Here is a 22,364-nt window from a genome sequence, read left to right on the forward strand (position 1 = left end):
TCAGTTGCCCCAGTCCATCCGGCAGGACAGGCGCAGCGGCAGGAGGAACGGATCGAGCGCGGCCATGGTGCGCTTGAGCGCGCCGCCCATATCGGCCACGCTGTCGCGCGCGGCGTCCATCATCTGCCGGCGCGCGGCGGGGCGGTCGAACAGTTCCGACACGGCTGCGCCGAGTTCGGCTTCGTCCTGCACGATCCAGGCCGCGCCCCGCTCGATCAGGCGGTGATAGACCTCGCGGAAATTCTGGACATAACGACCCGACAGGATGGCAGTGCCGAGCATGGCCGCTTCCAGCGGGTTCTGCCCGCCCTCGCCCCGGATTGATTTGCCGATGAAGGCGACCTCGGTGAGCCGGAGGTAGAAGCCCATGTCGCCCATCGTGTCGCCGAGGAAAATGTCGGTCGTGGGTGTCGGCAACTCGCCCCGGCTCCAGCGCGCCACCTGAAGCCCCTTGGCTTCGAAATCGCGCTGGATGGCGTCCGCCCGTTCCACGTGGCGCGGCACGATGATGGTCAGAACGCGCCCGCGCTCCTCCATGAGGCGCAGATGTATGTTGGCGGCCATCTCCTCCTCGCCCTCGTGCGTGGACAAGGCGGCCCAGACGGGACGCATCCCGATGCCCTGGCGCGCGGCTTCGAGGTCGAGAAGATGGGCCGGCGGCGCTTCCACATCGGCCTTCAGATTGCCGGCGACGCTGACAGCCCGCGCGCCGAGCAGATGATAGCGCTCGCCGTCGATCTCGGACTGCGCCACGACATGAGCCAGCTTCGACAGGAGGGCTTCGGCGACGCCCGGCGCGGATTTCCAGCGCTTGAAGGAGCGGTCGGACAGGCGGGCGTTGACCAGAACCTGCGGGATGCGGCGCGAGGCCAGCTCCGACATGGTGGTCGGCCAGATCTCGCTTTCCGCCACGATGGCGAGCTCCGGCTGCCAATGGTCGAGAAAACGCGACACGCAAGGCTTGAGATCGAGCGGCACATATTGATGGATCACGCGGTCGCCGAGCCGCTCGGCGACGGTCGCGGCCGAGGTGACCGTGCCCGTCGTCATCACGATGGTGATGCCGTCGGCCGCGATTTCGGAGACGAGCGGCGAGACGGCCGCGCTCTCCCCCATCGAGGCCGCATGGACCCAGACGAGCGGGACGCCGGGCGGGCGGATCTCGCTCGGGATACCGTAGCGCTCGCGTCGGCGCTCCTTGTCTTCCTTGCCCTTCGAGGCCCGCCAGCTCACATAGGAGCCGACCGCCGGATAGGCGAGAGAGCCGGCGACGCGATAGGCGGTCAAGGCCGCCTTGGCCCATCTGTCGTTCAATGGCTTGTCTTTCGGTCCGCCAGGTCCGCGGCCCGCCGGTTCGCCCGTTCGATGGCGAGGGTCAGGCGGGCGCGAATCTCTTCCAGCTCGTCCGCGCTCGCGTGAGGCGGAACGAAGATCGGTTCCTCCATGATCACGGCAATGCGGCCGAAGGGCAGCGGGAGGGTGGTTTTGTCCCAGGTTTTTTCCAGAACCCGTCTGCGACTCGTGATCGCGGCGCTCGGCACGATGGGCCGACCCGACAGGCGCGCGAGCGTGACGATGCCGAGACCCGCCTCGCGCGGCACGCCCTTGGGCACATCCGCGATCATGCAGATGCCGAACCCATCGTCCAGCGCCCGCTTCATGCGGATCAGCGCGCGCACGCCGCCCTTCTGCGAGGCGGCCTCGCGCACGCGCCCGCCCGAGCCGCGCACCGTCTCGATCCCGAAGCGCTCCACCACGGCGGCGTTGATCTCCGCATCGGCGCTGCGCGACAGGAGCGCGAGATAGGGCAGATCGCGGGGCCGGAAGAAGGGCGCAAGCAGATGCTGCCCATGCCACAGCGCCACGATGGCCGGATGGTGCTCATGCAGAATCGCATTGTAGTCGCTGGAGCCCGCCGCCTCGCGCTGCGAGGCGCGGATGGCGCGCAGGCCCTCGAAGATCAGCCGGCCGACCACGCGCACGGCGCCGGGCGAGCGCGAAGCCGCCTTGAGGCGTCGTTTCAGACGCACCCGCCATTTGCGGCGTTTGGGCCGCGCGGCGGGCTCGGCGATCTGCTGGCTGTCGTCCGGCGAGCCCGGCCCTTCGGCCTTGCTCACTGGCCCTGCGGGTCGAGGAGCCGGTGCATGTGGACGATGAAGTAGCGCATGGCCGCATTGTCGACCGTCGCCTGCGCCTTGCCGCGCCACGCCGTCAGGGCCGAGGCGTAATCGGGAAAGATGCCGACGATGTCGAGCTGCGACAGATCGCGGAAATCGACATGATCGAGGCTGGTCAGCTCGCCGCCGAACACGAGATGAAGCAGCTGCTTGGGCTTTTCTTCGCTGACCATAGGAACGATCTCCAGACTGAAACCAAAAGCGGGGCGGACAACGGCTCAGACGGCCTCGGCGCCATAGTCGAGCAGGCGGCGCACGGTGCCTTGCGCCCCCGCCACGAGGACGCCATGCCTTTCCGGCGCGGGATTGTAAAGGTGGGACGACCCATCGGCGCGCACGAGCTGCCCGCCCGCGCGCTCCAGAATGAGATCGCCGGCCGCGATGTCCCAGTCATTGGCGCGTGCGCCCACCAGCGTTCCGTCGAGCCGTCCGCTCGCCACCATGGCGAGGCGATAGGCGAGCGATGGCACGTTGGGCGCAAAATCGATCCGCTCGCCATGCCGGCGCTCCAGCTTGCGGCGCATGGAATCGGGCATCGAGAGGAGCAGCTTGCGCTTGTTCTCATGAGCGGAAACGGCGATCGGCGCGCCGTTCATCCGGGCCGGGCCATCGGCCGTCGCGGTGAACACTTCGCCGAGCGCCGGCGCGTCGAGCACGCCCGCCACGGGCCGCCCCGCGGCGATCACGGCGACCGAGATGCACCAGGTCGTCTCGCCGCGCAGAAAGGCGCGCGTGCCGTCGATCGGGTCCACCACGAAGAAGCGCTGCTCACCGGCGTCGGCGGCCTGCGCGGCCGTCTCCTCCGAAATCCAGCCATAATGCGGGCGCGCGTCCAGAAGCACGCGGCGCAGATGCGCGTCGGAGGCGAAGTCCGCCTCCGAGACCGGGGACGAGCCCTTCCACCAGACTTCGGGCTCGCGCTTCCAGAAGCCGAGCGCGATGCGCCCGGCCTCGGCGGCCGCCTGCCTGATCAACGCGAGGTCTTCGTCCGGCGTGTGCATCCCTAGCGGCCCGCCACCGTCATCTCGCCGATGCGCAGGGTCGGCACCACCAGCGAGAAGCGGGCGTCTCCGTCATTGGCCGGCTCGACCGCCATGAACATGTCGGTGAGATGGCCGGCGATGGTGAACTCCGACACGGGGCCGGCGAGCTGGCCGTTCTCGATCAGGAAACCCGACGCGCCGCAGCTGTAATCGCCGGTCACGAGATTGGCGCCATGGCCAATCGTCTCGGTAACATAGATGCCCTGATGCGTGTCCGCGATCAGCTCTGTCGCCGAGCGCGCGCCGTGGGTCATCGTCACATTGGTCGAGGTCGGCGACACGCCGCCCGAGGAGCGCGCGGCGCGCCCGTTGGACGGGAGGCCGAGTTCGCGCGCCGTGGCGCTGTCCAGCGTCCAATGACGCAGGATGCCGTTCTCGACCAGCATCAGCTTTTCGCCGCGCACGCCTTCGCCGTCGAAGGGGCGCGAGCCCGCGCGGCGCGGCAGCTGCGGATCATCGATGAGGTCGATGCCCTCGGGCAGCACCTGCTCGTTCATGCGGTCCTTGATGAAGCTCGTGCGCCGCGCGATGGCAGCGCCGTTGAGCGCGCCGATCAACCCACCGATCAGCCCGCGCGACACGCGGGGATCGAGCACGATCGCATAGCGACCGGTCGCGACCTTGGCCGGGTTGAGACGGCGCACCGCGCGCTCGCCAGCGCGACGGCCGATGGCCTCGGCCGCGTCGAGATCGCCGGCATGGATGCGCGAATCGAAATCATAATCGCGCTCCATGCCCGTCCCCTCGCCCGCCAGAACGCTGACGGAGCGCGAGAAGCCCGAGCGCCGACGCTGGCCGGCAAAGCCTGTCGAGGTGACGAGAACGAGGCCCGTCGTGCCGAAGCCGGCCGTGGCGCCGCTGGAATTCGACACGCCGGACACGCCGAGCGCGGCCGCTTCCAGAGCCTTGGCCTCCTCCACCAGCGCCTCGCCCTCCGGCTCGGTCGGGTCGTAGAGGTCGAGCCCGTCCGCGCCGTCCGACAGGAGCGCGGCGTCGGCGAGACCGGCATAGGGGTCGACCGGGGACACGCGCGCCATGGCGACGGCTCGCTCCGCCAGCCGCGCGGGATCGGAGCGCAGATCGGAGGAGACGGTCGCCACGCGCCCGCCGACGAAGACCCGCAGCGAGACCTCGTCGCTTTCGCTCGATTCCAGTTCCTCGACGCGGCCCATGCGCACCTGCGCCGAGCGCGAGCGCGAGCTGACCACCGCCGCGTCGCACGCATCCGCGCCGGCGCGCCGGGCGGCGTCCACCAGCCGTCCGCCGAGTTCGAGAAGGCGCGGGAAATCGTCATTCATGGGAAAACCGCCGAAACTTTTGCACTCGCACCATCTATTATGCCATTCGCTGCCTTCAAGCCGACTTTATCCGCCCGCCCCGGAGGAATCCCGTGGAAGAGACCGTTCCGCTGTTCCTGGAAATTCTCCTGATCCTGGGTGGAGGGATCGTCGCCGGCACGCTGTTCAAGCGCATCGGCCTCGGTACGGTGCTCGGCTATCTGTTCGCCGGGATCGTGCTCGGTCCGGTTTTTCGCGTGGTGGAGAGCGGGCAGAGCGAAATCCTGCATATCGGCGAACTCGGCGTCGTCTTCCTTTTGTTCATCATCGGGCTGGAACTCAAGCCCTCCCGCCTCTGGGCGCTGCGTCGGCAGATCTTCGGCCTCGGCCTCGCGCAGGTCGTGCTGACCGGCGCGGCGCTGTCGCTCGCCCTCTCCTTCCTGCCGCTCGGCTGGCGGGCGGCGACGGTGATCGGCTTCGGCTTCGCCCTGTCCTCCACCGCCTTCGCGCTTCAGCTTCTGGAGGAAGCGGGCGAACTCAACACGCGCTTCGGCAAGACCTCCTTCTCCGTTCTCCTGTTTCAGGATCTCGCCATCGTGCCGCTTCTGGCCGCGCTGCCGCTTCTGGCGCCGGGCGGAAGCGAAGGCACGGGGATCGACGTGCGCGAGGTCGCCATGAGCTTCGCCGCGCTCGGCGCGCTCGTGCTTTCGGGCCGCTATCTCCTGAACCCGCTGTTTCGAATCCTCGCCAATGCCGGCGCGCGTGAGGTGATGATCGCGGCCGCGCTTTTCGTGGTGCTCGCCTCGGCGCTGCTCATGGCGCTGGCCGGCTTCTCCATGGCCATGGGCGCTTTCATCGCGGGCGTGCTTCTGGCCGAATCCAACTACCGGCATGAGCTGGAAGCCAATATCGACCCGTTCCGCGGCCTGCTTCTCGGCCTGTTCTTCATCGCGGTCGGTCTGTCGCTCGACATCAACGTGATCGCCGCGAACTGGTGGATCATTCTTCTGGCCGCGCCCGCGCTGCTTCTGATCAAGGCGGCGATCCTGTTTCCGCTGTGCCTTCTCTTCGGCGAAAGCCGGCAGACGGCGCTGCGCACGGCGCTGATCCTGCCGCAGGGGGGCGAGTTCGCCTTCGTGCTCTTCTCGGCGGCCTCCTCGGCCGCGATCTTCGATGGGCAGATCGGCTCGCTTCTCGTGTCGGTCGTTACGCTCTCCATGGCCCTGACGCCGCTGGCCGACTATCTTGGCCGCCGCCTGTCGGGTGAGGACGCGGAACTGGAAGAGCTGGAGGAGGACTTTGCGGGCGCGGGCGCCGATATCCTGATGATCGGCTTTTCGCGCTTCGGGCAGATGGCGGCGCAGGTGCTGCTTTCCAGCGGCCACGACATGACGATCATCGATTCCTCGGCCGAACGCATCAAATCGGCCGGGCGCTTCGGCTTCCGCATCTATTTCGGCTCGGGGCTACGGCGCGACGTGCTTCTGGCGGCGGGCGTCCGGCAGGCCAAGGTCGTCCTGGTCTGCACCAACAAGCCGGAGGTGACGAACGGGATCGTCGATCTCATCCGCTCGGAATTTCCCGAGACGCGGCTCTATGTGCGCTCCTACGACCGCAACCACTCGCTCACTCTGCGCGAGCGCGGCGTGACCTTCGAGCTGCGCGAGACCCTGGAATCGGCGCTGCGCTTCGGCGGCGAGACGCTGCGCGAATTGGGTCTCGAGCCCTCCCGCATCGCCGAGATCGTGGACGATGTGCGCCAGCGCGACGCCGAGCGGCTGGCGCTGCAGCAGGCGCGGGGCGCGGGCGTCGGCGGCAGCGTGCTCGCCCCTTCGCGCGTCACGCCCGAACCCCTGTCGCGGCCCCAGCGTGGCGATGGCACGGAGCGCCAACCCCGTGGCGCCCCGCCGCGCTATCTACGGGAGGCGATCTCCTCCAGCGGCGAAACAGCGGCGCCGCCCTCTTGAGTGGGCAGTATCGTCCTAGCTCGGTTCCACCTATCCGACGGTTCGATCGCGCGCCGGCTCGAGGGGGCCAAGGACGTCCAGGCTGGACATGGAGGTGAGGCCGATGTCTTGCGGAGCTTGGGATTTTCTCCCCCGCAGGAGATGGCGGGCCGGCATTTCGACCGTGTGGTACACAAGCGCGGCGAGCGCCAGCGCCGTCACGACCGAAAGCACCATCCCGGACGCGCTCGAAAGATTGATCTCGAAACGATGCGCGGCTTTCTTGAGAATTTCGCGCCATGGCGAATGCACCATGTAGAGCGAATAGCTGATCTCCCCCAAATACAGGGCCACTGGACCGCTCAGGACACGGGCAAGATCGTCGCGGGGATTGACCAGCGCGACAAGAAGAGCGGCGAAGCAGAAGCCCAGCGGCACGATCAGGACCGGCTGGAACACACCCAGCATCAGCAGCGTCGCGGCGAAGACGGCCGCTCCCAGCCAGCGGAACTCCTGCAAGCGGTGACGAAGCCGGAGCGCCGCCTCATAGGCAAAGGCACCGAGGGCAAATTCCGGAACGACACGCAGAAGCGGATTCTGCTGCCAGAACAGCTGGAGGATCAGCAAAAGCCCGCAGAGGACAGCGATCCGAACGGCGACCGGGAGCCGGCAGGACAGGACCAGCGCGCCGGGATACACGAGATAGACAAACCATTCCGCCGACACCGACCAGGCCACGCCATTCGGCGCCGCGATCCCGAACCAGCCTTGCACAAGGGCCAGAGCGGCGAGAATGGCGCCGGGAGAATAATCCGCGGGCAGACCGCCCCCCGAATGGGCGGAGGCCAGCATCTGAAAGAACACAAGTACCAGAAGCATCGCAACGTGAACCGGGTAGATGCGGGCCAGCCGGTAGCGAAGGAATGTCGCGTAGCGCGCCGCGATTCGACCTTCGGCGAATTGCGCGCGATAGACATGGTGAATGATGAACCCGCTCAGGACGAAGAACAGATCAACGCCGAGATAACCGTTTAGCAATATTCGGTTGACGGCAGCGCCAGGGTCACCAACATGAATCGAATAATGGAAGCAGACGACCAAAAGCGCGGCGACAGCCCGCAGGCCCGTATGCGCCGGAAGAAGAAAGGGCATGGGACCTCGCGCGGCAATAGCGCGAATTGAGAGCATCTTCCCCTCCGAAATGCAAGCAAGAGTTGCGGAATGTCAGACTCATCGCGAAGCCGAGGGGTGGCTTGGACATGCGGCTTCGTGTTGGGGCAGTTCCCAGGGCGGAACCGGCGAAATCAGAGCGAGTTCTCTGATAGATTCCCGTTGGGGCCTACGTAATTCAATGAACAAGCGCCTTCAGTTCCACGCCGATCGTCTCGGCCTCGTCATGGTCGATCCCGCCAGCTTCGAAGTGGAGCAGCGCAAGCATGGCAAGGGGCGGCGCATCTGCTTCTCGTCCGGCGAGGCGATCACCGACAAGCGGCTGAAGGCAAGGGTCAAGGCACTGGTGCTGCCGCCGGCCTGGACGAATGTGCGCATTTGCGTGGAAGAGAACGGCCATATCCAGGCGGTCGGGCGCGACGAGAAGGGCCGCATCCAGTATCGCTACCATGATGACTGGGTGAACGTTCGCAATGCGGTGAAGACGGAGCGGCTCCTGCGCTTCGGCCGCGCCCTGCCCAAGCTGCGCGGACGCATCGAAAAGGATCTGCGCCGCAAGGCGCTGGACCGGCGCACGACCTCGGCCGTCGCAGCCCGGCTGATCGACGTCTCCGCCATGCGGCCGGGCCACGAGAAATATGCCGAGGATGGGGGGCGCGGCGTCGCTTCGCTGCGCAAGGGCAATCTGACGCTGAAGAAAAGCCGAGCCGTCCTGAAATTCATCGGCAAGTCGCGCAAGCTGAACACGGTCGAGATCGAAGATCGCAATCTCGTACGCTCGCTCGAAAAGATGCGCGCGCAGCGCGGCAAGCGCCTGTTCCGCTTTCAGGGCGAGGATGCGCGCCCGCGCGACCTCACCGCGACGCTGCTCAACGACTATCTGAAAGATGCCGCCCACGCGAAAATCTCGGCCAAGGATTTCCGCACCTTCCACGGCTCGGCCGAGGCGCTGCGCTTCCTCGTGGAGGAGGTGACGCCGGCCGAGGCCGATACGGATGCCAAGCGCCGCCGCGTGATCGCCAAGGCCATGCGGGCGGTCAGCGAGGTGCTGCGCAACACGCCGGCCGTCGCCCGCGCGTCTTACGTCCATCCCGAGATCGTCTCAGCTTTCGAAGCCGACAAGCTGCCACGCGATCTCCTGAAGGGGCGCTGCCGCGAGGGGCTGACCAAGGCCGAAAGCGGGCTCATGCGCTTTCTGGAAGAAAACGCCACGCACCCACCGAAGCCCGGCGATGCGCCCAAGCCTGCCTAACCCGCCAGCCGCAGCCGCGCCTCCAGCGCCTCGCCGATCCGGCGCTTGGCGTCTTCCCGCACCATTGCGGTCTCTTCGATGATCACGCGCGCGCGCATGAAGTCGAGCACCTTGTAGATCGAAACCTCGGGCTGGATCAGCACATCGGGCGACACGCAGGCGAGCTTGGCGCGGATGATGGCGTGCATCATCAGCTGCGACGCGCCGAACATGGCCTCCATCGGTGACGGCAGAAGTGTGCCCGTATTGACCGGGCCGCCGGTCACGTCGGAGGCGACCACGAAATCCGTATCCTGCGACACGATATCGAACGGCATGGGATTGCTGATGCCACCGTCGATCAGCACCTCCTCGTCCCGCCGCACGGGGCGGAACACCGCCGGCAGGGCGACGGACGCGCCCACAGCGCTCGCCAGATCGCCCTCGCGCAAAGGGCGCTCGCAGCCGGCAAAGAAGCTCGTCGCCATGACGGTCAGTGGAATGCGAAGCTCCGCAAAACTCTTCGGCACGGCGTCCGGAAGGAAGACGGCCACGACCTTTTCGGCGTTCAACTGCCCGAAGCGGAAGCCGCCGTCGGCCAGGAACTCGCTGATATTGGCCGGGCGCGTGCGCCAGAGCTTGCCCATCACGAGCCGGCGATGGGCGAGCGACTGGAGAACGTGGTCCTCGATTTCGAGCCCGGTGAGCCCCGCCGCATAGGCCGCGCCCATCAGCGCGCCGATCGAGGTGCCCGCGATATGGGACGGGCGCAGGCCCAGTTCGTCCAGCGCCCTCAGGACATGGATATGCGCAATGCCCCGCGCCCCTCCCCCGCCGAGCGCCAGCCCGAGGCGCGGCTCGGCGGGAACGGCGGACGGGATCGTATGCTGGTTCATGGCTGACGGTGCCTCGCTCGGGTTCGGCGCACTCAAGATGGAACGCCGCGCCCGGTTCGCCAAGACCTGGATTTGGAGCCGGGGACAGAACCCTGAGGCAGAAAGCCGGCGAGGGACTTGCGTTCCCGACGAGGCGCCGAGCGCAGACGATGCAGCGCAGGGCCAAGCATCGGCAACGATGATCGAGGGCGGAAGGACCCGGCGGATCGACCCGCAGGGTTTTGGCCCCGGCTCTTAGCTACCGGCCTGACCGACCGTCACGAAACTCGGGTCGGTGGCGAGCAACTGCTTGGCGACACGCTTGGTGTCGTCCAGGGTTACGGCGTCGATCAGACCCTGGCGCTTCTGGATATAGTCGATGCCGAGGTCTTCCAGCTGGATGCCGACCAGTGTCGAAGCGATGGAAAGCGAGGACGAAAGGTTCTGAACGGCATAGGAGCCCTTCACATAGGCTTTCGCCTTGGCCAGCTCGTCCGCTGTCGGCCCGTTCTCGGCCATGCGCTTCAACTCGGCGCGGATGATCGAGACGCTTTCCTTGGCCTTGTCGGCGCGCGTCGCGGTGGAGCCCGCCAGCATGGCCGCATGGTCGAAGCTCGAAAGCCCGGTGCCCACACCATAGGCCAGACCCCGCTTCTCGCGGATTTCCTGATAGAGGCGCGAGGAGAACGTGCCTCCGCCCAGAACATGGTTCACCAGATAGGCGGCGAAGAAGTCGGGGTCCTTGCGCTTCACGCCCGGCAACGCAAACTGAATCTGCGTCTGCGGCACGTCGAGGGCGACAGCCTCGACCTTGCCGGTCACCGGCTGGATATCGGGGATGGCCGTGAGTTCGGCCTTGTCGCGCAAGGGGCCGAAGGTTTCGTCCAGCCGCCGCTTCAAGGTTTCGGCATCGATCGCGCCGACCACGCCGACATAGAGATTGTCCTTGGCGAAGACCTTGGAGCGGAAGCTCTTCAGATCGTCGGCCGAGACGGCGGCCAGGCTTTCCTGCGTGCCCTCGACCGGGCGCGCGTAGGGATGATTCGGGAAGACGGTGCGGCGGAAGGCGCGCGAGGCGAGCGTGCCGGGGTCCTGCTCGTTGGCGCGGATATTGGCGGCGATCTGGCCGCGAATGCGCGCCACCGGCTCTTCGTCGAAGCGCGGCTCGTTGAGCGAAAGCTTCAGAAGACGGAAGGCCTCGTCCTCGTTTTCCACGATGGTACGGAAATTGCCGGAGAAATTGTCCATGCCCGCGTCATAGGAGAGCGCGACGCCGAGCTCGTCCAGCTTGGCCTGGAAATCCTGGCTCTTGATGTCGCCCGCACCCTCGTCGAGCAGGCCGGACAGGAGATTGGCGGTGCCCTCCTTGCCGGCCGGGTCCTGCGTCGAGCCTGCGCCCTTGAAGGCGAAACGCATGGCGATCAGCGGGTTGGTGTAATCCTCGACCAGAAGAGCGTGAATGCCGCCGGGGCTCGTCACTTCCTTGATGTCCACCGCCTCGGCGACGGAAGCGAGCGACAGGACAGTGAGGGCCGTGAAGCCGAGAAGCGAGGCGGCGCGGCGCAGGGGCGCGGTGAAAGCGTTCATGAGCGTGTTCCCTTGGCCAGGATCAGGAGCGGGTGTCGCCGGAAACCGGCGCGCCGGCGGTCGGGTCCACCGCGCCGGCGGCGGCGGGCGAGCCATCCGGGGCCTTGGCCTCGGCGCTGGACTCGACGGAGGCCGGCAGAAGCGTGCCGACGACGGAGCGCTTCTTCTGAAGATAGGCGCGCGCGGCCGCGTTCACCTGATCCACCGTGACGGCCTCGATGCGATCCGGCCAGCTTTCGATCTCGGCGATCGTCTGCCCCGTCGAGAGCGCCGCGCCGTAGCGCCGCGCCATGGAGGCCTGATTGTCGCGCTGATAGATCAGCGCCTTGCGCACGCGGTTCTTGGCCGCTTCCAGCTCGGCCGGCGTAACGCCCTCGCGCACCACCTTTGCGACCTCGGCATCGACGGCCTTCTCGACCTGCTCCAGCGTCGCCTCGCCGCGCGGGGTGCCGTAGGTCATGAACTGGCCGTCATCCAGCGCCGTGCCCTGGTAATAAGCCCCGGTGCCGGCCGCGATGCCCTGGTCCACGACCAGCGCGCGATAGAGCCGGCTTGTCGCGCCGCCGCCCAGAATATCGGCCAGCAAATCCAGCGATTCCGCCTCGCCCGGCTTGGCCGTATTCTCGGATGGCACGAGATAGGTCGTCTGCACGCTCGGCTGCGTCACGCGCGGGTCGGAGAGGGTCACGGTGCGCTCGGCCCGCGGCTCGGGCTCCTGCGGGCGGTGGCGCTCGCCGGGCTCGGCGCGGCGCTTCACCTTGCCGAAGGTCTCCTCCGCCATGGCGCGGACCTGATCCAGCGTCACGTCGCCGGCCACCAGAAGCGTCGCGTTATTGGGCGTATAATATTTGTTGTAGAAGGCGATCGCGTCGTCGCGCGAGAGCTTCTCCATCTCGTGACGCCAGCCGATCACCGGAATGCCATAGTGCGAATTCTGGAACAGGGCGGCGTCCACGGCTTCCGACAATTGCGCGCCGGGGTCGTTGTCGATGCGCATCCGGCGCTCTTCGAGAATGACGTCGCGCTCGGGCAGAACCACCTCATCGGTCAGCACCAGATTTTCCATCCGGTCCGCCTCGAAGCCCATCATCTCCTTCAGCTGCTCGACCGGCACCTGCTGGTAGTAGGCGGTGTAGTCGTAGGAGGTGAAGGCGTTTTCCTCGCCGCCGATGGCCGACACGGCGTTGGAGAACTCCCCTTCCTTATGCGTCTTCGTGCCCTTGAACATCAGATGTTCGAGGAAATGCGCGATGCCGCTGACGCCCGGCGTCTCGTCGGCCGAGCCGACCTTGTACCAGACCATCTGCGTGGCAATGGGCGCGCGGTGGTCGGGCAGGACGACGACCTGCAAGCCGTTCTCCAGCGTGAAGCTCTCGATCTTCGGCCGCTTGGCCTCCGCTTCGGCGGCCGCCTGGCTCTTGGCGGGCTGGGGGGCTTGGGCGAAAGCGGGCGAGAGCATGGTGCCGGCCATGGCGATGGCCAGACAGCCTGCGCTGAGGCGGCGAAGAGGAAACGTCATGTGGGAGAGGGTCCTCGCGTTCGGAACTTCGTCGGGGCTTGGGGCCGATATGCCGTCTGGGAAGAGAAGGCACCAATTACGTTTTTGTAAGGGCTGAAGACGAAAGGCGTTTTGGCCCCGCCGCGCGGGAGACGGCTCCGGCGCGCCGGACGGGGCCGGACAGGTCCGCCGTCAGACGCTGATCGGCTTGAGAAAACGCAGGCGCGTTTCGCCCATGGCGCGCTCGTCCAGAAGCTCGAGCCCGGCCACGGCCTCGAAGGGTGCGTTCAGCGCTTCTTCCAGAACGATCAGGCTGTCGGCCTTGAGCCAGCCGCCCGCGAGCGCCCCGGCGAGCGCCGCTTCGCCCAGCCGCTTGCCATAGGGCGGGTCGAGCAGCACGAGGTCGAAGGGCTCGATCGTGCCGGCATCACCCAGCTTGGTCGCGTCGCGGCGCAGGATCTTGGTGCAACCGCCGAGCCCGAAGGCCTCGATATTGGTGCGCAGCAACCCGCGCCCCTCGGCGCTTTCCTCCACGAACGTGCCGAAGCGGCATCCGCGCGACATCGCCTCCAACCCGAGCGCGCCCGTGCCGGCGAAAAGGTCGAGCACCCGGCCGCCGTCGAAACGGAAGCGCTGCCCGTGCTGGAGAATATCGAACAGAGCGCCGCGATGGCGCTCCGAGGTCGGGCGAATGCCTTCGCCCTTGGGCGTGGCCAGCGGACGCCCCTTCAGGGCGCCCGCCACGATCCGCATGGCCATGGAGCGTTACGATCGGTCGCCGCGCGGCGGGCGCGAGCCGCCAGGGCGTGGGCCACGGGGGCGATCGCCGCCGCCGGGACGATCGCCACGCGGGCGGTCACCCGTACGAGGGCGGTCGCCCGTGCGCGGACGGTCCCCGGCATTGGGTCGGTCGCCGCTGCGAGGACGATCACCTGTGCGGGGCCGATCACCGGACTCGGTGCGCGGGCGGAAGGAGCGCGGCTTGCTGTCGCGCTCCAACTGGCGCTCCTCGCGCTCGCGCTTCTTCTTCTCGCCCATGGCGCGGGCACCGGGCGCCATCCAGACATTGGACGAGCGCTTGGTCGGCGCCGCGCTCGGCCGGCGGGCCGGACGCTCGCCGGCATCCGCGCCCTCTTCGGCGCGCGGGCGGAAGGGCCGGCGCTCGCCGCCCTGCCCGCCATCCTCACGCTTGGAGCGGAACGGACGCGCCCCGCGCTCGCCATCTCCATCGCGGCCCGTGCGGGGGCCGCGCGGGGCCTTGGTATCCATGCGCGACAGCGCATCCTCGCGCTTGGCCGCACCGAACTTCTTGCGGTTGGGCGTCGTGTCGGAGGCTGAGATCCACTCGCTGCCGGAACGCTTGGAGTCGCTGCTCGAACGGTTCGGGCGATCCTCGCTCTCGGTCGAGGCGGGCGACGAGCGACGCTCGGCCACGACAGGCTTGTTGGAGAAGGGATTGACGATGGGCGCGTCGAAATCGGCGCCCGATTCCTCGATCAAGGTCGGCCCGAGCTGCTCGCGCAGGGTCCGCCCATTAACCTCCAGCACGGCGCCCTCGGCGAGTTCGCCGAGCTGGAACGGTCCGAAGGACAGGCGGATCAGGCGATTCACCTCCAGCCCGAGATGGCCCAGAACGCGCTTCACTTCGCGGTTCTTGCCCTCGCGCAGGCCGAGCGTCAGCCAGACATTGGAGCCCTGTGTGCGGTCGAGCGTCGCCTCGATCGCGCCGTAGAACACGCCATCCACCGCCACGCCGTTGCGCAGATCGTCGAGTCGCGCCTGATCGATCTCGCCATGGGCGCGCACGCGGTAGCGCCGCATCCAGCCGGTCGCCGGCAGTTCGAGCGTGCGCGCGAGGCCGCCATCATTGGTCAGGAGCAGAAGCCCTTCCGTGTTGATGTCGAGGCGGCCGATGGTCAGAACGCGCGGCATGTCCGCCGGAAGGCGGTCGAACACGGTCGGCCGGCCTTCGGGATCGCGATTGGTGGTGACGAGCCCGGCGGGCTTGTGGAACAGCCAGAGGCGGGTGCGCTCGATGGCCGGCAGCGGGCGACCGTCGATCTCGATCTGGTCGCTCATGCGCACGTCGATCGCGGGCGAATCCAGGCGCTTGCCGTTCAGCGTCACGCGGCCATCGGCGATCATGCCTTCCGCGTCACGACGCGAGGCGATGCCTGCGCGGGCCAGACGCTTGGCGATGCGCATCGTGTCGTCGCCGCCCGTGCCGACCTCGCGGCTGGCGGAACGCTGCGGGCGGTCGCCCTGCGCCGAACGCGGCTCGAAGCGGCGCGGACGATCTCCGCCCTCCAGATCGCGCGGCTTGCGGTCGCCGGTCGCGCCATGCGACAGGCGGCCATAGGAGCGCGGCTTTTCGACCTTGCCGTCTGCCCCGGTGCGCGCGCCGCCATGACTGTACATGCCGCGCGAACGCGGAACGAAGGGCTTGTCACCACCCTCACCCTGCCCGCCTTCGGACGAGCGACGCGCGGAAGGCTTGCCCTCGCCGCGCGGTCGGAAGGAGCGCGTCTCGCCCTCGCCCCGATCGGACCGGCCCCGGAAGGGCTTGTCGCCACGCGGAGCGCCACGCTCGCCGCCGCCTTCGCGGGAGCGGAACGGACGGCCTTCGCCCTCATTGCGCGGACGCTCGGAGCGACCCTCGCCCTCGGTGCGCGCCCGGAAGGGCCGGTCGCCGCGCGGTGCGCCGCTGCGCTCAGCCCCGCCTTCGCCGCGCGGACGGAACGAGCGTCCCTCGCCGCTGCCGCTGCGCTCGGAGCGCCCACGGAACGGCTTGTCGCCAGACGCCGCCGAGCGGGCGCCGGCGCCCTCGCCGCGGGGCCGGAAGGGCTTGTCGCCGCGCGCGCCGGAGCGCTCACCCTGGCCCTCAGCCTTCGCGCGGGCCGGGCGTCCTTCGCCCTCGCTGCGCGCGCGCGCCGGCTTGTCGCCGCGCGCGGGCCGGCCTTCGCCGGATGCGCCACGGCTGCGGCCGGAGCCGCCCGTGCCGCGTCCGCCGCGCCCAACTCCACCCTTGCCTTTGCCGCCCGAAGGGCCGTCCGTCTCGTCGCTCATCTTTTCGCTATGCCTTGTTTCGCGCGACGCATATCAAAAACCCGTCGTTGAAACGAGGGAAACCGCGTGTCCCGCATGAGTTCCATGGATGAAGCGCTGATCGAGGCCCGTCTGGCCGCTGGCCGGGACGAGACGCCGGTCGGCGCCGTGATCGTGTTCGAGGATCGAATCATCGCCCGCGCGGGAAACGAAACCCGCGCCCTGCACGACCCGACGGCGCATGCGGAAGTCCTGGCGATCCGCCGCGCCTGCGCGGCCGTGGGCGAGGAACGCCTGCCCGGATTCGATCTGTATGTCACGTTGGAGCCCTGTGCGATGTGCGCGGCGGCGATTTCCTTCGCGCGCATCCGGCGGCTCTATTTCGGGGCGTCGGACCCCAAAGGCGGCGCTGTGGAAAACGGACCGCGCTTCTATGCGCAACCCACCTGCCATCATGCGCCGGAGGTGTATTCGGGAATCGGCGAACAGGCGTCCGCCGAACTCCTTCGCGATTTCTTCCGCGCCAAACGGGGGTGACACCCCAGCGCTCGGCGCGGCAGAGGCGGATCAGAACGGCCAGAGGCTGCCGAGCTTGCTGGCGACGCTGGTGGTGCCCTTGGCGCGGCGCTCCTTCACCTCCTCGTCCTCGCCGGGGTCGCCCACGGGGGCGGTGGCGGCGGGCTGGCGATAGGTCAGTGGCGGCTCGGAGAGATACTTGCGCTGGTCGGGGCTGCCCTGCTGGCCCACCGTGCGCGCGGCCGAGGCCTGCGTGCGCTGGCCCGCCATGGTGCGCGGGTCGATCCAGCTATTGTCGTCGTCCTGCTGGCGGCGGAAGGAGGCGGCGGGCGTTTCGACGTCCATGCCATCCTTCTTCGAGGTCATGAAGCCGACCGGAAGAACGCCGTCCGGATTGGGGGCGGCGGCGTGAAGCCGGCCACGGCGCATCTCGGGCGATTCGGGCAGATTCGGATCGACCACCGCATCGCGCGGCGGCGGCAGGGCACCGATGCTCTTGGGCTTCACCAGTTCGGCGCGCGGCGAATAATCGACGCGCGGCTTGTTGGAGCCGCCCAGAGACACGGCATTGTCGATGTCGTTGAACAGCTGCTGCCCCTGGCTGACGCCGGTGCCGTAGGTCGGCCCCATGCAGCCCGAAAGGGCCGTGGTGCAGCCGATCAGCGCGAGAACCCGCAGGCGGGTCGTTGCAGACGTCATGCTGGATTCTTCCCCTCACGCTCGAAGCCGCCCGCGCTCGACAAGCGGCTTCGAAGCCTTATTTCGCGCGATCCCACGACATTCCGGCGATTTTGAGAAGCGGCTTTAGCTCAAAGCCGCTTCGCCGTCCACAAAGCTTAAATTCTCGTGAACAGACTTTGGATCAGGCCGCTGCGCGTGCCACGCCCAGTTCGCGCAGCGCTTCGGCGTCGCGCGGCGTCACATCGGGATAGTCCGCATCCGTGCCGACGAGCGGCGAGATCTTCCAGGACCGCTGACACTTTCGCCCTTCGGCCTTGGACGGCACGACCGCAATTCCCGCCGTGTCGGCGAGACGGAACGCGCCGTCCGGCGCGGCGTCGGCTGAGACGGTCAGATCGCTGGTGATGCAGATTTCGGCAAAGTCCACCGAAGCCAGAAGCTGGCGCAAGGCCTCGTCCTCGACATGGACGATGGGCGCCGCCTCCAGCGAGGAGCCGATGCGCTTGGCACGGCGCTCCTCTTCCAGCGCGCCGGTGACGACGCGCCGCGCACGGCGGATCTTCGCCCAGCGTTCGGCCAGCGCCGCATCGCGCCATTGCGCGTCGCAGGGGCGGAACTGCTCCAGATGCACCGAGCGCGTGTCCGTGTGGCGCGACAGCCAGGCTTCCTCCATGGTGAAGGGCAGAAGCGGCGCGAGCCACGTCACCAAGCGATCAAACAGGATGCGCACGACCTGCAGCGCCGCCTTGCGACGAACCGAGGACGGCGCGTCGCAATAGAGCGCGTCCTTGCGGATGTCGAAATAGAAGGCCGAGAGTTCCACGACCATGAAGTCGAGCAGCGTGCGGGTGATGCGCTTGAAGTCGAAAGCGTCATAGGCCTTCAACACCACCTCTTCGATCTCGGAGAGGCGGTGCAGCATCAGCCGCTCCAGCTCGGGCATCTCACGCAGCGCGACGTCCGTGCCGTCGTCATGAGCCAGCGTGCCGAGCATCCAGCGGATCGTGTTGCGCAGCTTGCGATAGCTGTCGATATTGGTCTGGAGGATCGTCTTGCCGAGGCGCAGATCCTCCGAATAATCCGACGAGACCACCCAGAGGCGCAGGATGTCGGCGCCCGACTGCTGGATCACCTCCTGCGGCGTCACGACGTTGCCGAGCGACTTCGACATCTTGCGGCCTTCCTCGTCCATGACGAAGCCGTGCGTCAGCACCGCATCGTAGGGCGCGCGGCCGCGCGTGCCGCAGGCTTCCAGAAGCGAGGAATGGAACCAGCCGCGATGCTGGTCGGAGCCTTCGAGATAGAGGTCGGCCGGCCATTTCAGGTCGGGGCGCTTCTCCAGACAGAACGCGTGCGTGCTGCCCGAATCGAACCAGACGTCCAAGATGTCGCGCACCATGGACCATTTCTGGCCGTCATGCGCGTTGCCAAGGAAGCGCTCCTTAGCACCGGCGGCAAACCAGGCGTCCGCGCCTTCGACCGCGAAGGCCTCCAGAATGCGCGCGTTGACCGCCTCGTCCTTGAGCACGTCACCGTTCTCGTCCACGAAGACGCAGATCGGCACGCCCCAGGCGCGCTGGCGCGACAGAACCCAATCGGGCCGATCCGCGATCATGGCATGAAGGCGGTTCTGGCCGACGGCCGGCACGAAGCGCGTTTCGGAGATGGCCTTCAGGGCGCGCTCGCGCAGCGTGTCCTGCCCTGACGCGGGCCTGTCCGAACCATAACCGTTCAGCGGCTGGTCCATATGGATGAACCATTGCGGCGTGTTGCGGAAGATGACCGGCTTCTTGGAGCGCCAGGAATGCGGATAGGAATGCTTCAAGCGCCCGCGCGCCAGGAGATGGCCCACCGCCACCAGCGCATCCATCACGCGCTTGTTGGCGTCGCCCTTCTTGCCCTTGTCGTCGATGACGCGCGCCGCGCCACCGTCGGCGTCCGGCCCGAAGCCCGGCGCGTCCTTGGTGTAGAAGCCCTCGTCGTCCACGGGGAACGGGATCGTGGGATCGATGTCGCGCGCTTCGAGGTCGCGGCGCGAGGCAATCCAGACGTCGAAATCCTCGCGACCATGGCTCGGCGCGGTGTGGACGAAGCCCGTGCCCGCATCGTCGGTCACATGATCGCCCGACAGGAGTGGAACGGCGAACTCGTAACCGCCGGCCAGGCCTTTCAGCGGATGGTCGCACAGGAGCCCGGCGAGATCGGCGGGTGAGACATCGCGCAGCTTGCGGAAGCCGCCCTCCGGCACGCGCGCCTTGGCGAAAGCGTCGGCGGCCAGCGCATCGGCCAGAACCAGCCGCTCGCCATGGCGCGCCCAACGCGGGTTCTCGGCGTCGTCCGGCGCCGTCACCTCGTAGAGGCCGTAGGCGACGCGATCCGAATAGGCGACGGCGCGGTTGCCGGGGATGGTCCAGGGCGTGGTCGTCCAGATGACGATCCGCGCGCCGTCCAGCGGCCCGACATCGGGTGCGCCGGCCTTGGGGAAGCTCGACAAGGCGCCGCCGAAGGCCGCAGCATAGCCGGTCGCGGCCGGGCGCACGGGGAACTTCACCCAGATCGTGTCGGACTCGTGGTCGTGATACTCGACCTCGGCTTCGGCGAGCGCGGTCTTCTCGACCACCGACCACATGATCGGCTTGGAGCCGCGATAAAGCTGGCCCGACATGGCGAATTTCAGAAGCTCGCCGGCGATCACCGACTCGGCCTCGAAGTTCATCGTCAGATAGGGGTTCTTGAAATCGCCCTCGACGCCCAGGCGACGGAACTCGCCCGACTGCACGCCGACCCAATGTTCGGCATAGGCGCGGCACTCGCGGCGGAAGGCGAGCATGGCGGTGGAGTCGAGAAGGTCGGGCTTCGGCTTGCCCTTGGCGCGGTAGTTCTCTTCCTCGATCTTCCACTCGATCGGCAGGCCGTGGCAGTCCCAGCCCGGCACATAGTTCGAGTCATAGCCGCGCATCTGGAAGGAGCGGGTGATCGCGTCCTTCAGCACCTTGTTCAGCGCGTGGCCGATATGGAGATGGCCGTTGGCATAGGGCGGGCCGTCATGCAGCACGTATTTCGGCCGGCCGGCGGATTCGCGGCGCAGCGTGCCGTAGAGGTCCATCTCCTCCCAGCGCTGGAGCCATTGCGGCTCGGCCTGCGGCAGGCCGGCGCGCATCGGGAACTCGGTCTCGGGGAGATAGAGCGTCTTGGAATAGTCTTGGGCTTCGGTCATCGGTCCGGTTTCGAACGGGCCTGCATCGGGCGGGAGACACCCGGAAAGGCGTGTTGCAACGGAAAAAGGGGGAGGATTCGGCCCTGCTCGGCGGGCCGTTCAGGCGCATCCCGGCCTCCGCGCTCGCGTCGTGTCAGCGAGCGGCGCAAGCCGGGCGTCTAATTCGCGCACCGATACGGTTTCGCGCGCCAGGAAAAGCGGTCGAGGTTCCCATGCGCCCTCTCTATCAACCGCGCCCGTCGGAATAAAGCCCGTTCAAAAGGCGATCGCGCCATCCAGCGCCGAAAGCGGACGCGCGCCGGAGAGAAGCGCCCTCGCCTCCTCGGCGTCGCGATCCATGCGCTTCACCAGCGCCTCGACGCTGTCGAACTTCTCCTCGCCTCGGATGAAGCCGAACAGCGAGACGCTGGCCGCCTCGCCGTAAAGATCGCCCGAGAAGTCGAAGAGATAGGTTTCGAACAGGGCCGCGCCATTGTCGAAGGTCGGGCGGCGGCCGAAGCTCGCCACGCCGTCATGCAGCGAGCCGTCGGCACGGCGCAGGCGCACCGCATAGATGCCATGGGCCAGCACGCAGTCCTCGCCCAGCACCATATTGGCCGTGGGATAGCCGAGCGTGCGCCCGAGTTTCGCGCCGTGGCCGATCACGCCCTCGAAGGTCCAGCGATAGCCGAGCAGGCCGGCTGCGGCCGCGACATCGCCGTTCATCAGGTCTTCGCGAATGCGCGAGGAGGAGACAACCAGCGCGCCCTCGTCGGCGAACGCCTCCACCGCCGTGACCGCAAAGCCCATCCGCGCGCCGGCCTCGCGCAGAAAAGGCAGATCGCCATGGCGGCGCGCGCCGAAGCGAAAGTCGAAGCCGGCCACGACATGCGCCGCGCCGAGATCGCGGTGCAGCGTTTCTTCCACGAAAGTCTCGGCCGGGTGCGAGGCGTATTCGAGGTCGAAAGGCTGTTCCACAACGGCCTCGACGCCGAGCGCGGAGAGAAGCCGCGCCTTCATCGGCGCGGGCGTCAGCCGGGCAACGGGAGCCTGCGGGCGGAAGACGGTGCGCGGATGGGGTTCGAAGGTCAGGCAGATCAGCGGCCGCCCTTCGGCCTCGGCGATCGCGCGCGCGGTCTCGATCACGGCCTGATGGCCGCGATGCACCCCGTCGAAATTGCCGATGGCCACGACGCCGCCGCGCAAATGCGCGGGAAGCGCTGCGGCCGAGCCGATGCGCAGAATGGGCTTGGGTGCCGCTTCCATGGTCAGCGCAGGAACGGCTGGACGAAACGAGCCGCGAGGCCACGCCCGTCCAGCGCCTCAGCCAGACGCGCCGGATCGCCGTTTGCGTCCGCCAGTTCGTCGCGATGGATGCCGTCGGAGATGAAGAGACAGTCGGCGCCGAACGTATTGGCGCCCTTCACGTCGGTGAACATGCCGTCGCCGACGCACAAGATCGGCACGCCGGCCTTCGGCAGGAGGGAACTCGCCACATCATAGATCGGCGGATGCGGCTTGCCGGCCAGATGCACGACCTGCCCCCGCTCGGCATAGGCGCGCGCGACCGCCCCCGCGCAGTAGATCAGCCGCTCGCCGCGATGCACCACGATGTCGGGATTGGCGCAGATCATCGGCAGGTTGCGCGCCGCCATCCGGTCGAGAAGAGCGACATAATCGTCCGGCGTCTCGCGTTCGTCGTCGAAGAGGCCGGTCGCCACCACGAGATCGGCCTCTTCGGGGACCAGGAGTTCGAGACCGAGGCCCTCGAACAGATCTTCGTTGCGCTCCGTGCCGATATGAAAGACACGTCGCGAGCCGGCCGAGATCAGCGCGCGTGTGGCGTCGCCCGAGGTGACGATCGCGTCATAGCTGTCGCGCGATACGCCGAGCGCATCGAGCTGCTCGCGAACGCCCTCGGCCGGGCGCGGCGAATTGGTGAGCAGAACCACATGAGCCCCGGCCCGGCGTGCCTCGGCCAGCGCGGCGACGGCCGGCGGGTTGCGCGCCTCGCCATCGTGCACGACACCCCAGACGTCACAGAAGATGGCGCCGTAAGCGCCCGCGATGTCGGCCAGACGATCGATCGCTTGCAATGCCTGAACCATCTCGTCTTTCCACT

At 67.8% G+C, this 22,364-nt stretch carries 17 protein-coding genes and 1 pseudogene; 3 read left to right on the plus strand and 15 right to left on the minus strand.

Annotation, left to right across the window (positions count from 1 at the left end; genetic code table 11):
• From waaA to AUL28_RS09445, 5 genes are read right to left on the minus strand one after another with little or no spacing between them, the layout of a single operon-like run.
• Positions 1 to 1,314 (minus strand): lipid IV(A) 3-deoxy-D-manno-octulosonic acid transferase, encoded by a 1,314-nt coding sequence (gene waaA / locus AUL28_RS09425; protein WP_062231909.1) that lies wholly within the window; start codon positions 1,312 to 1,314, stop codon positions 1 to 3.
• The gene (locus tag AUL28_RS09430; RefSeq protein ID WP_058601535.1) at positions 1,311 to 2,117 is read right to left on the minus strand and encodes a lysophospholipid acyltransferase family protein; all 807 of its coding nucleotides are present in this window, start codon (positions 2,115 to 2,117) and stop codon (positions 1,311 to 1,313) included. The genes waaA and AUL28_RS09430 overlap by 4 nt, the downstream gene beginning before the upstream one ends.
• Positions 2,114 to 2,350 carry a DUF4170 domain-containing protein gene (locus tag AUL28_RS09435; RefSeq protein WP_058601534.1) on the minus strand — a complete coding sequence of 79 codons (237 nt, stop codon included), beginning with the start codon at positions 2,348 to 2,350 and terminating at the stop codon, positions 2,114 to 2,116. Before AUL28_RS09435 ends, AUL28_RS09430 begins: the two co-directional genes overlap by 4 nt.
• Positions 2,351 to 2,395: 45 nt before the next feature.
• Positions 2,396 to 3,178, minus strand: a complete 783-nt coding sequence (locus AUL28_RS09440) for a 3'(2'),5'-bisphosphate nucleotidase CysQ (protein WP_062231912.1) — start codon at positions 3,176 to 3,178, stop codon at positions 2,396 to 2,398.
• 2 nt (positions 3,179 to 3,180) lie between these two features.
• Complete coding sequence (locus AUL28_RS09445; RefSeq protein WP_062231913.1) at positions 3,181 to 4,518, minus strand: TldD/PmbA family protein; 1,338 nt, start codon at positions 4,516 to 4,518, stop codon at positions 3,181 to 3,183.
• A 92-nt stretch (positions 4,519 to 4,610) separates the two neighbouring features.
• Between AUL28_RS09445 and AUL28_RS09450 the strand changes: the two genes are divergently transcribed.
• Complete coding sequence (locus AUL28_RS09450) at positions 4,611 to 6,464, plus strand: monovalent cation:proton antiporter-2 (CPA2) family protein (RefSeq protein WP_062231915.1); 1,854 nt, start codon at positions 4,611 to 4,613, stop codon at positions 6,462 to 6,464.
• A 30-nt stretch (positions 6,465 to 6,494) separates the two neighbouring features.
• On the opposite strand, the gene AUL28_RS09455 is transcribed toward AUL28_RS09450, so the two are convergent.
• Entirely contained in the window at positions 6,495 to 7,595 is a 1,101-nt protein-coding gene (locus AUL28_RS09455; protein WP_062231916.1) for an acyltransferase family protein, read from the minus strand.
• Positions 7,596 to 7,794: 199 nt separating this feature from the next.
• On the opposite strand from AUL28_RS09455, the gene AUL28_RS09460 reads away from it, so the two are divergent.
• Positions 7,795 to 8,865, plus strand: a complete 1,071-nt coding sequence (locus tag AUL28_RS09460; RefSeq protein ID WP_062231918.1) for a DNA topoisomerase IB — start codon at positions 7,795 to 7,797, stop codon at positions 8,863 to 8,865.
• On the opposite strand, the gene AUL28_RS09465 is transcribed toward AUL28_RS09460, so the two are convergent.
• The 5 genes and pseudogenes from AUL28_RS09465 to AUL28_RS09490 all read right to left on the minus strand — a co-directional run.
• Positions 8,862 to 9,740 (minus strand): patatin-like phospholipase family protein, encoded by an 879-nt coding sequence (locus AUL28_RS09465; protein ID WP_062231920.1) that lies wholly within the window; start codon positions 9,738 to 9,740, stop codon positions 8,862 to 8,864. The genes AUL28_RS09460 and AUL28_RS09465 overlap by 4 nt on opposite strands.
• A 234-nt stretch (positions 9,741 to 9,974) precedes the next feature.
• The gene (locus AUL28_RS09475; RefSeq protein ID WP_062231924.1) at positions 9,975 to 11,306 is read right to left on the minus strand and encodes a M16 family metallopeptidase; all 1,332 of its coding nucleotides are present in this window, start codon (positions 11,304 to 11,306) and stop codon (positions 9,975 to 9,977) included.
• 22 nt (positions 11,307 to 11,328) lie between these two features.
• Positions 11,329 to 12,825, minus strand: coding sequence for a M16 family metallopeptidase (locus tag AUL28_RS09480; protein WP_062231927.1), 1,497 nt, complete (start codon positions 12,823 to 12,825; stop codon positions 11,329 to 11,331).
• Positions 12,826 to 12,996: 171 nt separating this feature from the next.
• A complete protein-coding gene (gene rsmD, locus AUL28_RS09485; protein WP_062232042.1) occupies positions 12,997 to 13,557 on the minus strand; it encodes a 16S rRNA (guanine(966)-N(2))-methyltransferase RsmD in 561 nt (186 codons plus the stop codon).
• Positions 13,558 to 13,578: 21 nt separating this feature from the next.
• Positions 13,579 to 15,114: pseudogene (locus AUL28_RS09490) on the minus strand (pseudouridine synthase); the annotation flags it as partial.
• A gap of 831 nt (positions 15,115 to 15,945) precedes the next feature.
• On the opposite strand from AUL28_RS09490, the gene AUL28_RS09495 reads away from it, so the two are divergent.
• Positions 15,946 to 16,386 (plus strand): nucleoside deaminase, encoded by a 441-nt coding sequence (locus AUL28_RS09495; RefSeq protein ID WP_244493479.1) that lies wholly within the window; start codon positions 15,946 to 15,948, stop codon positions 16,384 to 16,386.
• Positions 16,387 to 16,416: 30 nt separating this feature from the next.
• Here AUL28_RS09495 and AUL28_RS09500 read toward each other — a convergent pair whose 3' ends face one another.
• The 4 genes from AUL28_RS09500 to AUL28_RS09515 all read right to left on the minus strand — a co-directional run bounded on the left by AUL28_RS09500 (position 16,417) and on the right by AUL28_RS09515 (position 22,350).
• Positions 16,417 to 17,064: a hypothetical protein gene (locus tag AUL28_RS09500; protein ID WP_058601525.1), complete on the minus strand. Its 648-nt coding sequence runs from the start codon at positions 17,062 to 17,064 to the stop codon at positions 16,417 to 16,419.
• Between the two features lie 163 nt (positions 17,065 to 17,227).
• A complete protein-coding gene (ileS, locus tag AUL28_RS09505; RefSeq protein ID WP_062231928.1) occupies positions 17,228 to 20,263 on the minus strand; it encodes an isoleucine--tRNA ligase in 3,036 nt (1,011 codons plus the stop codon).
• 255 nt (positions 20,264 to 20,518) lie between these two features.
• Positions 20,519 to 21,508, minus strand: coding sequence for a bifunctional riboflavin kinase/FAD synthetase (locus tag AUL28_RS09510; RefSeq protein WP_062231930.1), 990 nt, complete (start codon positions 21,506 to 21,508; stop codon positions 20,519 to 20,521).
• A 2-nt stretch (positions 21,509 to 21,510) separates the two neighbouring features.
• On the minus strand, positions 21,511 to 22,350 hold the full coding sequence (locus tag AUL28_RS09515; protein ID WP_062231931.1) for a TIGR01459 family HAD-type hydrolase: 840 nt from the start codon (positions 22,348 to 22,350) through the stop codon (positions 21,511 to 21,513).
• Positions 22,351 to 22,364: the final 14 nt, after the last annotated feature.

The sequence above is a fragment of the Aureimonas sp. N4 genome (assembly GCF_001463925.1).
Taxonomy (GTDB): domain Bacteria; phylum Pseudomonadota; class Alphaproteobacteria; order Rhizobiales; family Rhizobiaceae; genus Aureimonas; species Aureimonas ureilytica_A.

What these genes read in the sequence shown, in the direction of transcription:
- AUL28_RS09435 (WP_058601534.1), bottom strand. Translation starts at nt 2,350, where the DNA reads ATGGTCAGCGAAGAAAAGCCCAAGCAGCTGCTTCATCTCGTGTTCGGC.
- AUL28_RS09440 (WP_062231912.1), bottom strand. Translation starts at nt 3,178, where the DNA reads ATGCACACGCCGGACGAAGACCTCGCGTTGATCAGGCAGGCGGCCGCC.
- AUL28_RS09445 (WP_062231913.1), bottom strand. Translation starts at nt 4,518, where the DNA reads ATGAATGACGATTTCCCGCGCCTTCTCGAACTCGGCGGACGGCTGGTG.
- AUL28_RS09455 (WP_062231916.1), bottom strand. Translation starts at nt 7,595, where the DNA reads ATGCCCTTTCTTCTTCCGGCGCATACGGGCCTGCGGGCTGTCGCCGCG.
- AUL28_RS09460 (WP_062231918.1), top strand. Translation starts at nt 7,795, where the DNA reads ATGAACAAGCGCCTTCAGTTCCACGCCGATCGTCTCGGCCTCGTCATG.
- AUL28_RS09465 (WP_062231920.1), bottom strand. Translation starts at nt 9,740, where the DNA reads ATGAACCAGCATACGATCCCGTCCGCCGTTCCCGCCGAGCCGCGCCTC.
- AUL28_RS09475 (WP_062231924.1), bottom strand. Translation starts at nt 11,306, where the DNA reads ATGAACGCTTTCACCGCGCCCCTGCGCCGCGCCGCCTCGCTTCTCGGC.
- AUL28_RS09480 (WP_062231927.1), bottom strand. Translation starts at nt 12,825, where the DNA reads ATGACGTTTCCTCTTCGCCGCCTCAGCGCAGGCTGTCTGGCCATCGCC.
- rsmD (WP_062232042.1), bottom strand. Translation starts at nt 13,557, where the DNA reads ATGCGGATCGTGGCGGGCGCCCTGAAGGGGCGTCCGCTGGCCACGCCC.
- AUL28_RS09495 (WP_244493479.1), top strand. Translation starts at nt 15,946, where the DNA reads ATGAGTTCCATGGATGAAGCGCTGATCGAGGCCCGTCTGGCCGCTGGC.
- AUL28_RS09500 (WP_058601525.1), bottom strand. Translation starts at nt 17,064, where the DNA reads ATGACGTCTGCAACGACCCGCCTGCGGGTTCTCGCGCTGATCGGCTGC.
- ileS (WP_062231928.1), bottom strand. Translation starts at nt 20,263, where the DNA reads ATGACCGAAGCCCAAGACTATTCCAAGACGCTCTATCTCCCCGAGACC.
- AUL28_RS09510 (WP_062231930.1), bottom strand. Translation starts at nt 21,508, where the DNA reads ATGGAAGCGGCACCCAAGCCCATTCTGCGCATCGGCTCGGCCGCAGCG.
- AUL28_RS09515 (WP_062231931.1), bottom strand. Translation starts at nt 22,350, where the DNA reads ATGGTTCAGGCATTGCAAGCGATCGATCGTCTGGCCGACATCGCGGGC.